The 14,788-nt window shown below is 47.1% G+C and carries 12 protein-coding genes; 9 read left to right on the top strand and 3 right to left on the bottom strand.

Translation table 11 applies throughout. The annotated features are described in order from the left end of the window. Positions 1-53: 53 nt before the first annotated feature. Positions 54-512 (bottom strand): hypothetical protein, encoded by a 459-nt coding sequence (locus NXS97_RS03445; RefSeq protein ID WP_019105277.1) that lies wholly within the window; start codon positions 510-512, stop codon positions 54-56. Further along, positions 505-1,410, bottom strand: a complete 906-nt coding sequence (locus NXS97_RS03440) for a winged helix-turn-helix domain-containing protein (protein ID WP_014593630.1) — start codon at positions 1,408-1,410, stop codon at positions 505-507. The genes NXS97_RS03445 and NXS97_RS03440 overlap by 8 nt, the downstream gene beginning before the upstream one ends. A gap of 1,671 nt (positions 1,411-3,081) precedes the next feature. On the opposite strand from NXS97_RS03440, the gene NXS97_RS03435 reads away from it, so the two are divergent. From NXS97_RS03435 to NXS97_RS03405, 7 genes are all read left to right on the top strand, one after another. Next, positions 3,082-3,861: a DUF1120 domain-containing protein gene (locus NXS97_RS03435; protein ID WP_015700378.1), complete on the top strand. Its 780-nt coding sequence runs from the start codon at positions 3,082-3,084 to the stop codon at positions 3,859-3,861. 55 nt (positions 3,862-3,916) lie between these two features. Further along, the gene (locus NXS97_RS03430) at positions 3,917-6,277 is read left to right on the top strand and encodes a fimbrial biogenesis outer membrane usher protein (RefSeq protein WP_019105275.1); all 2,361 of its coding nucleotides are present in this window, start codon (positions 3,917-3,919) and stop codon (positions 6,275-6,277) included. After that, positions 6,249-6,953, top strand: a complete 705-nt coding sequence (locus NXS97_RS03425) for a fimbria/pilus periplasmic chaperone (RefSeq protein WP_015700376.1) — start codon at positions 6,249-6,251, stop codon at positions 6,951-6,953. Before NXS97_RS03430 ends, NXS97_RS03425 begins: the two co-directional genes overlap by 29 nt. A 51-nt stretch (positions 6,954-7,004) precedes the next feature. Continuing rightward, on the top strand, positions 7,005-7,253 hold the full coding sequence (locus NXS97_RS03420; protein WP_019105274.1) for a LuxR C-terminal-related transcriptional regulator: 249 nt from the start codon (positions 7,005-7,007) through the stop codon (positions 7,251-7,253). A gap of 686 nt (positions 7,254-7,939) precedes the next feature. Further along, positions 7,940-8,215: a LuxR C-terminal-related transcriptional regulator gene (locus NXS97_RS03415; RefSeq protein WP_019105273.1), complete on the top strand. Its 276-nt coding sequence runs from the start codon at positions 7,940-7,942 to the stop codon at positions 8,213-8,215. Further along, positions 8,216-9,109 (top strand): N-acetylmuramoyl-L-alanine amidase, encoded by an 894-nt coding sequence (locus NXS97_RS03410; RefSeq protein ID WP_015700375.1) that lies wholly within the window; start codon positions 8,216-8,218, stop codon positions 9,107-9,109. Between the two features lie 512 nt (positions 9,110-9,621). Then, positions 9,622-11,052 (top strand): cytosine permease, encoded by a 1,431-nt coding sequence (locus tag NXS97_RS03405; protein ID WP_015700374.1) that lies wholly within the window; start codon positions 9,622-9,624, stop codon positions 11,050-11,052. A gap of 89 nt (positions 11,053-11,141) precedes the next feature. Here the strand turns inward: NXS97_RS03405 and NXS97_RS03400 are convergent, their stop codons facing one another. Beyond that, complete coding sequence (locus tag NXS97_RS03400) at positions 11,142-12,089, bottom strand: AraC family transcriptional regulator (protein WP_014593634.1); 948 nt, start codon at positions 12,087-12,089, stop codon at positions 11,142-11,144. Between the two features lie 79 nt (positions 12,090-12,168). Between NXS97_RS03400 and NXS97_RS03395 the strand changes: the two genes are divergently transcribed. Together NXS97_RS03395 and NXS97_RS03390 are read left to right on the top strand one after the other, a co-directional pair. After that, positions 12,169-13,056 carry an SDR family oxidoreductase gene (locus NXS97_RS03395; RefSeq protein ID WP_015700372.1) on the top strand — a complete coding sequence of 296 codons (888 nt, stop codon included), beginning with the start codon at positions 12,169-12,171 and terminating at the stop codon, positions 13,054-13,056. 565 nt (positions 13,057-13,621) lie between these two features. Then, positions 13,622-14,725, top strand: coding sequence for a mechanosensitive ion channel family protein (locus NXS97_RS03390; protein ID WP_015700371.1), 1,104 nt, complete (start codon positions 13,622-13,624; stop codon positions 14,723-14,725). The last annotated feature ends 63 nt before the right edge of the window (positions 14,726-14,788 follow it).

Below are 14,788 nucleotides of genomic sequence, written 5' to 3'. Positions count from 1 at the left end.
CATTGAGATCTCAGCGTCGTGCAGTGGACAAGGGTGAAAAATCGTTAAAAAAGCTAACTACTTCTTTCACAGACGAAAAGTGGCGTAGTCTCAGAGTAAAAAAGCCAGGCTTTATCACCGTAAGGCCTGATTTTCAGCAGCAGAGGCTTCCCTTTTTCAATAAAGAAATCAGGTAACCATTTTCTTTGATCCTGAACGCTCATGGTCATTTGTGGCGAGTTGATGACCAAATCTGAGTTAAGGTGATAATAATAGCCCTGTTCTCGATAGGAGAAAGATATGGTTTTACTTAAATAACCATCGGCTTTATTTTTTTCATGAAGCGTACCAGAGAGAGCCAGTATACCTTTGCCATTCTGGATGTTTTGAGAAATGAATAAATTTAGCGTGCTATCTTGCCACTGATAAGAAATATCCGCTTTACATGATATACGGTGTTCCCGGTTTCCACTAAATGGATACAATAAAAGAGCGATAAAGCATAGCCCTGTCAGAACCAGAATTTTATTCATCATTGAAATTCTTAACATAATAATGAGAGAGACAGTTTGCTCGAATTGTAGCGTGCAAGGGGTGCTGGCATTGAAAGTAAGAGAGTCTGTCAGCATTTTTAAAAGATGTCATATAGATATATTGACTGTCTTTACAATTGATATCCAAATCATCTACGCGTTTTTTTAACTCAGCGCTATTGAGCCAGGCGTCTGAGTTATTAAAAATCACGCAGCCTTTATAGTCCATGCTGTGAGCGAAAACGGGCTCTGCCGATTGCGGTTCGACTTTGATAAAAATAAAAATACAGCAAAAAGAAACGAAAGTGATGGCGGTAAAAAACACATTTTTAAAAGAGAGTCGTGCTAACAACATTTCTGTTGTGGGTAGCCATGGCGAGTGATCACGTTGACGTGTTGAGGGTAAAACCGTCTTATCATCTTTATCATCCTCGACATCTGCGTGCTGTAACACGGCTGGAGATGCTCCCTCGTGCGATTCTGTGTTTTCTTCTGACGAAAGAGGTTCATAATTTTTCTCACTCAAGACAGTTGCTGAAGAGGCTGTAACGGTATTTTCTTTCATCACCACGGTTTGTGGTGACAGAATAAAACCACGCCGGGGCATCGTTCGAATGATGTCTTCCTGCAGTCCGGCTTTACTCAGTGCGCGCCTGAGGCTGGATATATTCTGATAGAGGGACGTAGAGGTCGGCTCCATGCCAAAACGACGCCATGCATAGTCAAAAAACTGTTGATGAGTGACTAACTCACCGACATTTTCAATGAGCAACTCGAAGCATAGTGATGCTGAAGCACTAATGATCGCCGGATTGCCTCTGCCAGTAATTCTTTTTTTCTCGGGTTCAAAAACCAGAAAGTGATTAAGTGTAATCTTTCGGCTCAAAGTGCTCTCCATCTGTACCAAAAGAAATGGACATGAATACCCATCTATTGAAAGGAATTAATAGATAAAAATTTGTTATCTGAATCGACATCAGCATAGTGCTGAATAATTTCCAAATCAAATTAAATAAAAGAGTTTTATTTGCATGCCTTTGGCTTTTTTAATTTAAGTGGAATATAAAATACATGATTTAAGTTGTAAGTAATTGATTTTATTGTTTATAATTTTAAATTTAATTTAATAAAAAATAGTAATGTTTTTAGAGGGAACCTGAAGCGGGTTTAGGCTTCTTATGTAGCCCGCTGTCGCACGCGAAAGACAGCAGATAACGATGTTAAAACGCGCAATTAACTTCTCAAAAATTTCTCTAATAGTAATTATATACATTCTCATTTGCCCTGTCAGTCAGGCGTTCTGGTCAACGGCAGGTGTCAGATTCATTTGAACTCTCATTGGTTTACGCGCTTGCTGCCGTTCACTGCATCATTCAAAACAGACGTTGTTGTCAGCATACACACTCATATGAAAAACGCACATACATACTTTAATAAGCCGTCAGCGCTATCCACATCAGAGGTAGGCGTAGCTGCATGCGCGCAATCCTCAGGTCGCGCAGACAGACATCATGCGACCAGGGGGGTTGGGCGAGGATAAAATCTGCAAGAAAATAATGTGCAGGGTTGTTAAACCAACCAGATTAAGCCCAGATTGCAGACTGAGCGGAACGAATACACCCTCCATTTTCAAAGAACCTCTACCTCAATGATACTCATCGTCACTGCAGCCTGAGATCACGCATCAGCCGTTGTTTAAGTAAATCACGCGAGAATTCAAGGTGGGCATCACAGAATCTTACGTTGCTTCGTTTAACGTTAAGGTATTGCATTTCAATGGGGCGTTGATGATGTTTTTAACTGCCCTCACTTACCTGTGTCATTCTGTATTTATCCATACCTGCGACATTATGGCTTAGCAACGCATCGTAGATATCATGTAATCAATATCCCGCTGTAACAAACACCACTCTCATCGACCTGACAGAATGTCTGTCGTTTCCTGATCTCCTGACGTTAAGTATCGAAAAGTGCGCTACCCAGGCCTGAGGCCCAATGTTCTAAGAGCGTCACGGTTTGCACCGCACTTTCTTTTTCAAACAGATTGCTGATTTAACGGGAAGGTAGGATAAAACGGTAAGCTTTTCTGGTACGACTATCTGACTAAAAGATATGGCTGTGAGTCAATGTAAACCAGTAATGAACTAAAGGAATGAAAATGGTCAGGAATGAAACATCTTAAGTAATGCATTCAGGTTGAGTGACTAACGACAGCGTCAGGCTGAACGTTTGTCTATTTTAAACGTGATTAGTAGGGCAATGAAACAGCGTCAATCAGATGTGACGGCATGGCGTTGTGTGTACTGACGCTTCGACACAGAAAAAAGTATGAAAAGGTACTGGAAAGGGCAGGCTAATCCGGCAGGTGTCCATTGCAATCTTTAAAAGACGGGTTTTCACGCAGTGATAAGTAAATATTGGGAGTTGATGTGTATGTTCTTTTCTGAATTTATTTATAAATCAATCAAAAAAACATTGCTTTAAATGTGGCATAGGGTATGTTTCTATCTTATTGATTTTTAACAATAAAAAACAAAAGATTATTTTATAAAAAAAGAGATTAATTCATATGGCGATTTCAATGTTTAACGTTATATTTCTCACCGCATTAAGCCTGAGCGGCTTGTGTCGATTTTTTTATACAGAGATAAGGAAGAATAACGTGTCTTTTAATAAAACAGTATTAGCGTTGAGTTTCACCACCAGTGCATTATTTTGCCATTCAGCCATGGCGGGAACCGACATTAATGTTCATGGCATCATTGCGCCGAACGCCTGTACAGCAAATGTTGTAGGCGGTGAGGCTCTTGACTGGGGGATTACTCAGCACGAAGATCTTAATCAAACCGCGGTCAATACCTTTGCAGCGAAACAAGTGACATTACAGGTAAGTTGTCCCTCAGCGCAGAAAGTGGCATTCTGGGCGACCGACCCCAATGAAAGCAGTGCTATGGTGGGTGTGAATACCAATAACAGAAGTGGGCATGCAGATAGTACGCGTATTTTTGGTTTAGGGATGGATCCGGTAACGGGAAATAAATTGGGGAATTTTACCATCAGCCCTGTTTCATCAACGGTAGACGGCGTGACCAATACGACCTCTTTCGGTTACCAGAATAGTGGTTCGCATAGTGGTACTGCGTTTGGTCGTGTGTTAAATGCCAATTGGAGTTATAAGAAAACGGAAGACTGGACACCATGGGATGAAACGACTAGTGCACCAGCCTCAGGGAAAGTTATTTCATGGGTGTTTGACATCGAACCGCAATTAAACGCCGGAAATATGATAACCAATGCACAACAGGTTGACTGGCAGGGTACTGCACAGATTAACGTACGTTATTTCTAATTTATTTTTTTGAGAGCGACAGCAGGCATCTCCCTATGAGGTGCCTGATTTTGACATGCAAAAAATATATTATGTTGTTACTGTTATTTTCTTTTTAATTTTTATAGCACCAGTGCGGAGTGAAACGCTACATTTTGATTCTAATTTGATGGCTGCGAATGGTATCACTTCTGCGCAGCTTGATAATGCACTTAATCAGCATGTAATGCCAGAGCGAGAAACGGAATCTGATATTTACATCAATGGAAAATATATTTTATCAGGAAGGGTTTTTTCGGTTAAAAATGCAGCGGTTTATTCGGAAGACATAAAATCAAAAGCAGGAATAAAAGCGTTAGCATGGTCGCCCTACAAAGCCAGAAACGGCAGTAAATATTTTTATCTGGATAAACAGATTCAGGCTAAATTTGATCGGGCTAATAATACCTTACGGTTATTAGTCCCTGTAAAATATCTGATTAATCCAGAGGGGAAGCAAAGGTTGAGTGGCGGGAACGGGGCATTTATAAATTACAATACCTATGCCTATCGCTTTTCAGGAGGAGAAACCTCCCTCAACAGTATCAATACAGATTATGAAGCCGGAATTAATATGAAAAATACGATTATTCGCTCACATGGTTACTACAGTTCCTTTAGCAACCGTAACGCACGTACGGCGGTTAACACGATACGTGATGGCTATATTGAGCGAGACTATCAAAATGTTCGCGTCCGCGCAGGACGAACAATCGTTAGCGATGGTGGGTTTGGCACTGGCTATATTGATGGTGCCATCATCTCCTCCGCCAACGGCAACGCGACGGCATTTGTGAACTTTAATTATGAAGCTGCAGAAACGCTGACTGTCGAGTTCTGGCAAAATAACTTGCTTCTCTGGAAACAAATCATTCAGAAAGGCCATGCGGAACTGCGTAATATTCCGGTAGCTGGCTTTAGTGATGACGTCAGGGTATTGGTTAAGCGAGACGGGCAGATCGTTGACTCGCGCATCATCTCACGCGCGCAAATCACCTCTGACCAGGATGGTAACGCGGGCTATTATGCTTTTACGGGACGTACCGTTAGCGGCAGCAGAAGCACGGTAAGCGGCGCCGGTTTCTCCAGAACGCTAAATTCAATCTTCGCCCCATCGGTCGCTATGGTCACTGCGTCAGGCTATCGCGGGCTTACGGTCAGCAATACGGCTTTCGAAAAAGATTTTCGCTTTCGCTCCAGCCTGACAAGCGTACAAAATGAGAAAAACCAGAAGGGCCTGAGTTTGGATGTTTCAGGCAGCTATAAAAATACCAGCCTTAATTTTAGTCGTAACAGCCGGCATTTTAGCTATATTGGCCAGGCACGACTCGGGAATTACAATGCACAGCGGAGCAGCATTGGTTTAACGCAGACGCAGCAGTTTTCCTATGGCGTGACAGGAAGTATCTCGTTAACACATTATCGTTTCTACGATGCGCCTGGTTTCAATTCATTGTCAGGCAGTCTGAACTTACCTGTGGGAAAAGCTTCGTTGGGCGTAGGTGTCTCCTACATGTCATTAAGCCCCGGACAAACGCAAAAAGATAAGATCAGCCTCAATCTTTTCTTGAGCCTTCCACTAAGTTTCAACAAACACAGCGCTAACTGGCGAAGTCAGTATTACACGTACGGTAACAGAGCGCGCCTGTCGAATTCGCTCAGTGCGCCGGTATCTAAAAACTATACCGTGACTGCCAGCCAGATGCGTACGTCGGGCGCGGGTCGTTCAGAAAGCTACTCGCTGGATAATGCCGTCATTACACCTTACACCACTGCGGATGTCTCGCTCTCCCAGGGACGAGATGCCGGAGGCGTATCGCAGACCACCGCGGCATATTTATCCGGTGCTGTTGCCATTAGTAAAGAAGGCGTTATTTTCTCACCAAACCGTATTGGCAATACCTGGGCGGTGGTCGACACAGGCGTCCATCATTATCTTGATGTCGCCTCATTACAAAGTAGTGCGGTCACCAATCATGATGGAAAAGCCATAATTACGCCTGTCGCTGAAGGACGAAATGATTTTATTCGCGTTAGCCCGGAAGGTCTGCCATCAGGTGTAATCATTAAAAACAACGTCAGAGATTTTTCAGCTGTTCGCGGATCGGTGCCGTTCTTTAAATTTGGCATAGCGGATAACCGTTCAATGCTGTTGAAATGGAGCCACAAACCTTCTGACATTCATCAGAGTGATCTTTTTTATGACGGTTCTGGAAAATTAATTGCCCGTTTCATCGACAAAGATATTCTTTTAATCGATGAAAAAGATATCGGAAAGCTGGAATCAGAAGGTATGTCGTCACCTACGCATTTAAATATGCAATGTAAACTTTCATCTCGTCGTCTGAATCAACAGGAGAGTATTAAAAATGTTATTTTCAACTGCCATGCTTCGTAACGTTTCTATGAGTGTTTTCATATTTACAGGTCTTATTCATGATGCCAGTGCCGAAATTCTACCTTCATCATCAGCGGTGTTGATCGAGTCAGGTAAGCAGGAGTCGACTATTGATATTAAGAATAATGGCGATAAAAGTGTGCTGCTTTACAGCAAAATCCGGCGTCTACCAGACGATAATCTTGCCGGTGGCACACTGTATACTGAACCTCAGGCTATTGTAATAGGTCCAGGCGACATCCAGAGCATTCGGGTAATTTACCGTACCAATACGCCGGATGTAAAAGAGCATATCGCGCGCGTCGTATTTACAGGATTACCACCTAAGGATGAGGTCAGCGATGGAAAGGTGAAAATTCTCATTGGGCAAGATCTGCCGGTCGTAGTTAACGTCAGAAAAGATATCGAGCAAAAAGATATGTGGCAGCGCGTACAATATCAGTTAGTCCGCGGCGATCTCTGTATAAGTAATCCCAGCGCTAAAGTGTTCCGTTTCTCACCTTTGGTTAATACAGATGAAGGCGGATCGAAAATCACTTTTACGAAGCCTTATGTTCTTCCGCAGGAGACGTTGTGCGCTACACCTTCTCATCCACTTTCAAAGGGTATGCATCTGAACATCACCAGCGTCAGTGATTATAATTATCAGTTAAAAACAAATAAAGTCACCCTGTAGTTTATTGCAGGCGCGCCTTTGAGTTTTTCTGATTCACTATGGAGATAACATGTGCTTAGGGTTATCGGGAAACATGGAGAAAATGTTTTTTTAACGAAAAACGAAATTGCCGTAATAGGGTTTTACATGACCGGAATGAAATTACAGCAGATTGCGTGCCGGACAGGCATGGATGTGCTGAAAATTCGTTACCACAAACGCAGGGTGATGCGTAAATTAGGTGTGAAAAACAATAAGGAACTTATTCTCTGGTTCATCGCCAACCGTCCCTCTTTTAGTCTTGAGGAGAGGGAGGGTTAGTGCAAAACGAGGATTCATCCAATTAATAACCAACGGGTGTACGTGGTTTGAATATTTTGGCGAACGCTCTCGGCACTGTGCCGGCGATATGCCTTCCTCTCCGCAATGTAAGTGGGCAGGTGCAGGGAAGGTTTATGGCGTTGGAGGCGGTGCTGGCAAAACGTTGCGAGGAAAAGGGGGCTTTTGGCCGCTGTAGGGGGGAAAGATATTGCCGGAGGATTCTGCGCCTTTCTGTAACTGGCGGGGATGAGTTACAGACAGGCGCAGATAATACCCTTTCTGGTTGTGTAACGTCCTAAAATTGTTATCTCAATGTTCTGAGCTGAACGCTTTATTGAATATGAAAATAGCGAGAGACTAATAAAAAACAGTACATCCGATATTCTGAGAATGGAAATCAGTTCTGTGTGGCTTCGTGCTTAGGGTTTCTATCAATTAAATGCGGCGTTTTTAGAAATTATGATGCCGGGTTGAGGGAGGCATGTTAATCCGGTACGTACAATCCGGAATTATCTTGGCTAGTCGTTCACTGAATGCCATCAGGTTAGGGAAGGTGGCATTTTTATATGGCGTTGGGATGATGAATGACAGGTTGGGATTTGAGGTTGATTGTTAATTAAATATTTTTTTTGGTTATTTGTGGAGAGATAAAAAATTATTGCTCCAGTGGAGGGGTTGTGACTTTTATGGATAATGCAAAACGTTGTCTGACATTTACTGAAAATGAAGTGGCGGTTACCTGGTTTTTTATGACCGGGATGACAGTAAGGCAAATAGCCGAATGGATGAATCTGCCGGAGAAAACAGTCAGTTATTATAAACGGAGAGTGATGAAAAAAGTCGGCGTGAAGAATGATAATGAATTCATTATGTGGTTTTTGGAAAACAGGCTTTCTTATCAGAGGAGCGAGATTGAATTTTCTATCCTCCGTCAGAATAAAAGAGCGATCAGGATAAAGTAAATGTTGCAAAAGGATTTAATTGATATGGGAATTAAAAAGAATGCAAGATGCATCCTTACCAGCCTGTTTTTACTGTTATCACTTACAGGTTGTAGCCCTAGCATTTCGTCAAAAGCAAACAGGCAAGACTATACGCTGAGCCATGATTATTCTTCACTCGCCCAAAACGAACGTATTCGTTTCCTGGTTTTTCATTACACGGCCGCTGATAACGCGACATCGTTAAAACTTCTTACAGGTAATAATGTCAGCGCCCATTACCTTATTCCTGAGTCGCCTGACAATACAGCAGATAAACCCCTCATCTATCAACTGGTCCATGAAGATAAGCGCGCCTGGCACGCCGGTGTCAGTAACTGGAATGGGCGTGTCAATCTCAATGATTCTTCTGTCGGTATTGAGATTGTTAATCGTGGTTTTTCAGAAAATATGTTGGGACATAAAACCTGGTATCCCTACGATGAAAAACAAATCAAGGCGCTTGTCGCGTTGTCCAGGCGCATTATCCAGCGTTATAATATTACCCCTGATAACGTAGTCGGTCATAGTGATATCGCCCCCCTGCGAAAACAAGACCCCGGTAAGCTGTTTCCCTGGAAACAACTGGCTGCTCAGGGGATCGGGGCCTGGCCGGAAGCAGAGAAAATAAAAAAATATCTCAACGGTCGTCTGCCAACCGCACCTGTGAATGTTCATAAAATGCAGGTGCTACTTAAAACCTATGGATATGATGCTATTCCACAAACGGGTGTGCTGGACGAGGAGACTATAAAAACCATTCAGGCGTTTCAAATGCACTTCAGACCGGCGCTTGATAACGGCATACCTGATGCGGAAACAGAGGCAATTGCTCAGGCGCTTAACGAACAGTATCGCCCAAAGGCCATTGATTGAAGGGATCATCAACTCAAGGCCAGGCAGCGACTTTGAGCATCGGGCTGTTACGCATGCCAGTCACGCAGAGGGGTGTGCTGGGTGGGCGGCTAACGGGCAAACGTTATGTTTAGGCTGACTCCTTATAAGGGCTCCTGTCAGTTTGTGAACGGAGCCAGACGGAGATTCATATCGCAATTTTCCCGTGTTGGCTGTTGTGGATTTAACACCTGGTAAGGCATGTGGCGCGTTTCGCCTGTACTCGGCTTTGCCTTCAATACGTCAATCTGACGGGTTGAGGGCAGGAGCCAGCGCAATTGTTCGTTTTCACGCCCGACATGCTAGCATGCGATGCGCGGTCACCTGTCAGGCTTGCCTGCACCATCACATTTTCCAATGACGCGTCATCTTGTAACTTCTCAACTCGCGTGACAGTATCGTTACATGTATATACATGTACTACCGTTTGCGCATCCATCCGTTCAACAATAAGTCTCAACGCACCGCGTATGCTGTGTTCCAGTGAGGAAACTATGCCAGCTGAATCACCTGCAGCAGATTATTCAGGCGCAGAGAAACCGCGCCTGTCAGAAACCCGTTCGATTGATTACATCCCGCCGCGCGAACGTCACGGGCAGCCTTTCAGCCAGTTTACCCTCTGGTTTGGCGGTAATCTGCAAATCACCGCCATTGTCACGGGCGCGCTGGCTGTGGTTCTGGGCGGCGATGTGGTGTGGTCGCTGGTTGGGCTGCTGGTCGGCCAAATCATCGGGGCGGGCATCATGTCGTTACATGCCATTCAGGGCCCGCGCCTGGGGTTACCGCAAATGATCACCAGCCGCATGCAGTTTGGTGTATTCGGTGCGGTCATTCCCCTGGTGCTGGTCTGTATAATGTACGTCGGCTTTTCTGCCAGTGGTACGGTGCTGGCGGGACAGGCGCTGGCGAAGCTTATTCACGTCAGCAACGCGACCGGAATGGTGGTGTTTAGCGCCCTTATTGTGGTGATTGCGGTGCTGGGCTATCGTGTGATTCATCAACTGGGGAAACTGGCGAGCGTGATCGGCGTCCTGGCCTTTGCCTATTTATTCATCACGCTGCTCTCCACTCACGATTTATCGGCGGTATGGCAGAATCGCCATTTTACGCTGGCTAACTTTCTGCTGGCGATCTCGCTGTCTTCCTCCTGGCAAATTGCGTTTTGCCCCTATGTCTCTGACTATTCGCGCTATCTTCCCGCCGATGTTTCCGCAAGGAAGCTGTTCTGCTCGGTGTTCTTTGGCAGCATGACCGGCACCCAGGCATCAATGACCCTGGGCGTGATCGTTGCCGCGATCGCCGGTAAGGCCTTTTCAGGCAATGAGGTTGGCTATATTGTGAGTCTGGGCAGCAGCGCCACCATGGCGATGGTGATCTATTTCGCCATCTGCTTTGGCAAAATTACGTTCACCACGTTAAATGCCTATGGCAGTTTTATGTCTCTGACGACCATTGTGTCGGGTTTTCGCCAGCAAACCTCGCTCAGTCGGGCGGGGCGCGTTATGTTTGTCACCTCAATGGTGACGCTGGCCTGCGTTATTGCCCTGCTGAGTGAACCGGCTTTCCTGAAATCCTTTACGCACTTCCTGCTGTTTCTGCTGGCTTTCTTTGTGCCCTGGAGCGCGATAAGCCTGACTGATTTTTATCTCATCACCCATGGCAAAGTAGATATCCCGGCGCTGTCGCAGCCAGACGGGCGCTATGGGCGCTGGAACGGGGCCGGTATTTCGGTCTACTTTCTGGGCGTGCTGGTGCAACTGCCGTTTATCGATAACCCGCTTTATCATGGTTCGCTGACCTGGATCTTTGCCGGCAACGACATCTCGTGGATCATCGGCTGGATTGTGACGGCGCTGCTGTGGCTGCTTGCCTGCCGGTGGGATCGGCGGGGCAAACTTGAAGCGTCTGTCTGCCCGGCCAAATAACCGCGAGACGATCGCCAACCGCGGCGATCGTCTCGCATCATGTCCAACATTCCCGTCTGTTGCCGTCTGCCAGGGCAGGCTTGAACCTGTTACCCTGCGGGGAATTTTCCAGGTGTGCAGCCGATGACGCGCTTAAAGGCTTTTCTGAATGCACTTTCTGACTCGTATCCCAGCGAGGTGGCAATATGCAGTACAGAGTCATCAGTCTGTTGTAAGCGGTCGCAGGCTAACAGCATTCGCCACTGGGTGAGATAGGCAGCAGGAGCCATACCCACGGTTTGGCTAAAGTGTTGTGCGAACGCCGAACGTGACATTCCCACTTGCGTGGCGAGCGTTTCCACTGTCCAGCCCTGTCCGGGGGCATCGTGCATACAGGCTATCGCCGCGCTCAGCTTTTTATCGCGGAGAGCAAAGAGCCAGCCAGTGCGGGGAGTTGTGCTGTCATCGGCGTGCAATCGCAGGGCCTGTATGACCAGCATAAAAGCCAGTTGCTGCACGATAAGCTCGCTGCCCGGCTGAGGGGCGCGCACTTCCTGAGCCATCCGTTCAAGTGCCCAATACATCGCCTTTTTATCTGCGTCTCTGTGAACATGCACCACGGGTGATAAGGAATGCAAAAGCAGGCGTGCAGCGCGGCCAGCCAGTAAAAAATGCCCGCCTACCAGAAAACAACCTGACGTTTCGTGCGTTTTGCTTGCGATATCGGAAATCATTTCAGTCCGGACGGTCTGAAAATCGACCGGTTTTCGCGTTAAGTCTGTTGCCAGTCTGAAAGGGGGGCCGGGAGGTAAAAGATAACACTCTCCAGCGGTGAGCCTGACGGGCTCTGCCAGTCCCTCCACGGACAGCCAGCAGGATCCAAACACGACGGCATAGCATTTGACCCCGTCATGAGCGGGCCATTGGACTGCCTGCGCAGGATCGAGAACAACACCGCCTGAAACGTAACTTTCAGTTTTGAGTAGCGATAACAACTGTGATAGCGGGTCCATAGTCTGCTCCGGACGATCGGACATAAAACAGCGACGTTCCAGCATAGAATGTATTACGCCTCCCGTCTAAATTAGCTGCATCGGGTTGTTAAATGATGGCTGATTCACAGTAAGGACGGACAGGATGCGAATTTTTCTTACCGGCGCGACGGGATTTATCGGCACCGCGGTTGCCGCTCAGCTTATTGCCTCCGGCTACCAGGTTGCAGGGCTGACCCGCAGCCAAAAAGGCGCGGAAGTGCTGGCTGCTGCGGGTGTCGAACCCTTTTTGGGCGACATTAACGACCTTCAATGCCTGCGGCGCGGCGCGTCACTAAGCGACGGGGTTATTCACACAGCGTTTAATCATGATTTTTCCACGTTTGTCGCCCAATGCGAAAAAGACAGGCTGGTGGTTGAGGCGCTGGGTGAAGCCCTGGCGGGAACGCAGCGGCCGCTGATCGTCACGTCCGCCGTCGCGCTGGGCTCAGCAGGGCCTGGCAGCCTGGCAGTTGAAAACCACGTTAACGTTGAACACCGCAATCCGCGTAAGGCGACAGAACGGGGCGCAATGGCGGTCTTAGAAAAAGGGATCAATGTTGCCGTCATCCGGCTCTCTCAGGTGCATAATCCCTTGAAACAAGGGCTAGTGACCTCATTGATTGAAACGGCCCGGCAAAAGGGCGTCTCGGCCTGGGTGGGCGAGGGTCAGAACCGCTGGTCGGCAGTACATATCAGTGATGCTTCACGGCTTTATGTCCTCGCCCTTGAAAAAAATCTGGCGGGCAGGCGCTATCATGCCGTAGCAGAAGAAGGTATTCCCCTGCGCAGCATTGCCGAAACGATTGGACAGGTGCTTGATGTGCCGGTGGTACGCATTGAGGCGAGTGAAGCATCAGCACACTTTGGCGCGTTGAGCAAATTTGTTGCAGAGGACATGTCTGCTTCGGCTGCAATCACCCGCAGGGAGCTGGACTGGAAGCCACAGGGGCCCGGCTTACTGGCTGACCTTGAGCAGGTTCGTCTGCGTTAAAGGGATAACGACACTGCTCTGCCAGGTCCGCTGCACCCTAAGTGGGCCTGCTCAACGTAATATGCCCCGCCAAAGCGACATCGTTCTGCCCGTCGCCCACCGCAGGCGACCAGGTGGTGTGCTTTCCCCGGGGAAAACCCCTTTTTCAACTGACGGGTAGGAGTGCGTGCCTTCTGCAAGGTGGCGGCTTTGTGTTTGACGTGGCGGTTGTGCGGCAATCGTGCCTGTCTCGCTCGGCAATGCTTTTGCACCGAAGCCAGGCCTTGCTGCGCTTTCGCGTATTTCCCCCGCTACCAGCAGAGCATGTCGGTTGAGTGAAGCCGATGGCGATATCTTACTTGCCCGAAAGTAAATAAGTCTTATTTTCAGTCGGTTATGAACACAACGCCGCTAAAAATGGCCGCCTTACGCGGTTTTTATCCGATTAAAGAGGCAGTGGGTCAAATTTTTCATAGACTACTATACGTAATCACGTCGTTCGCAGATAACCGAGAAAACAGCGGTTACTGATTTTAGTGACCTTTCATACAGCCGAAGGCTGTCGATTGCTTGAGAAGGGAAAATGATGTCGTTGATCTTTGATGAGTTCTCAGGGGTGCCAACCTGGGTGCCTGCGGTTTTGCTGGTTATCTTTTCGTTAATTGTGGGCTTTCTGTCCCGATTTGTTCTTTTTGTGTTTATTCGCTACTGGCAAAATCGCGACAGAAAACTGTTCAAATCGCTTGAAAAGCATCTACGTGGATCCCTGTTTCTATTTATTCCCCTACTGCTCATCAATATCGGGGTGAATTATATTAATATCCCCCCAAAATCCCTGAATTTTATCACCGCCACCGCCAATATTTTTATTATCCTGTCGGTCTGCTCGGTATTAATTCGGTTGACGAATGTGGCGCAGGATATGCTCTTCATCCGTTATGACATTAATCTGTCGAATAACCTTCGCGCCCGCAAGATTCGTACGCAATTAATGTATGTCAAAAAGGTCGCCATCGTCATCCTGGTGTTATTCTGTCTGTCCATGATTCTGCTGAGCTTTCCGGGTGTGCGTAAATTTGGCACGACGATTCTGGCGGGTGCTGGCGTAGCCGGAATCATCATTGGCTTTGCACTGCAGAAGTCGCTGGTGAATCTGTTTGCCGGAATCCAAATTGCCTTCACGCAACCGATAAAAATTGACGATGCCGTGGTCGTGGAAAAAGAGTGGGGCTGGATTGAGGAGATCAATCTGACCTACGTTGTCGTGCGTATCTGGGACCTGCGCCGACTGGTTCTGCCCATTACCTACTTTACCGAAAATGCCTTTCAGAACTGGACGCGGAATAACGCGCAAATACTCGGCTCGGTTTTTCTTTACGTGGATTATTCCATGCCGCTGGAACCTCTCCGCCAGCATTTTGAAAAAGTACTCAGTGAAACGAGGCTTTGGGATCAGCAGACGCAGGTGCTCCAGGTCACCGATACCAGCGAAAAAACCATGACCATCAGGTTGTTAATGACCGCACAGAACTCTCCCACGGCCTGGGATTTACGCTGTTACGTACGTGAGAAAATGATTGAGTTTATTCAGCAACATTATCCGCAGAGTTTGCCGCATGTCAGAGCGACGCTGACCGATTCGGAGATGAACGGCCAGGAGGCCAGGTCGCAACCGGGTTCGCTTGGGTGACAGCGCACAGAATACAGATGCGCCGGACGGGGCATAAGCGCTATTGTGCCTGTGTCTGGCGCA

Source organism: Pantoea sp. B623, from assembly GCF_024814475.1.
Taxonomy (GTDB): Bacteria; Pseudomonadota; Gammaproteobacteria; order Enterobacterales; family Enterobacteriaceae; genus Pantoea; species Pantoea ananatis.
Note: the sequence above shows the minus strand (reverse complement) of the source record. Positions and strands in the feature narration are given on the sequence as shown.

What these genes read in the sequence shown, in the direction of transcription:
- NXS97_RS03445 (WP_019105277.1), bottom strand. Translation starts at nt 512, where the DNA reads ATGAATAAAATTCTGGTTCTGACAGGGCTATGCTTTATCGCTCTTTTA.
- NXS97_RS03440 (WP_014593630.1), bottom strand. Translation starts at nt 1,410, where the DNA reads ATGGAGAGCACTTTGAGCCGAAAGATTACACTTAATCACTTTCTGGTT.
- NXS97_RS03435 (WP_015700378.1), top strand. Translation starts at nt 3,082, where the DNA reads ATGGCGATTTCAATGTTTAACGTTATATTTCTCACCGCATTAAGCCTG.
- NXS97_RS03430 (WP_019105275.1), top strand. Translation starts at nt 3,917, where the DNA reads ATGCAAAAAATATATTATGTTGTTACTGTTATTTTCTTTTTAATTTTT.
- NXS97_RS03425 (WP_015700376.1), top strand. Translation starts at nt 6,249, where the DNA reads ATGTTATTTTCAACTGCCATGCTTCGTAACGTTTCTATGAGTGTTTTC.
- NXS97_RS03415 (WP_019105273.1), top strand. Translation starts at nt 7,940, where the DNA reads ATGGATAATGCAAAACGTTGTCTGACATTTACTGAAAATGAAGTGGCG.
- NXS97_RS03410 (WP_015700375.1), top strand. Translation starts at nt 8,216, where the DNA reads ATGTTGCAAAAGGATTTAATTGATATGGGAATTAAAAAGAATGCAAGA.
- NXS97_RS03405 (WP_015700374.1), top strand. Translation starts at nt 9,622, where the DNA reads ATGCCAGCTGAATCACCTGCAGCAGATTATTCAGGCGCAGAGAAACCG.
- NXS97_RS03400 (WP_014593634.1), bottom strand. Translation starts at nt 12,089, where the DNA reads ATGCTGGAACGTCGCTGTTTTATGTCCGATCGTCCGGAGCAGACTATG.
- NXS97_RS03395 (WP_015700372.1), top strand. Translation starts at nt 12,169, where the DNA reads ATGCGAATTTTTCTTACCGGCGCGACGGGATTTATCGGCACCGCGGTT.
- NXS97_RS03390 (WP_015700371.1), top strand. Translation starts at nt 13,622, where the DNA reads ATGTCGTTGATCTTTGATGAGTTCTCAGGGGTGCCAACCTGGGTGCCT.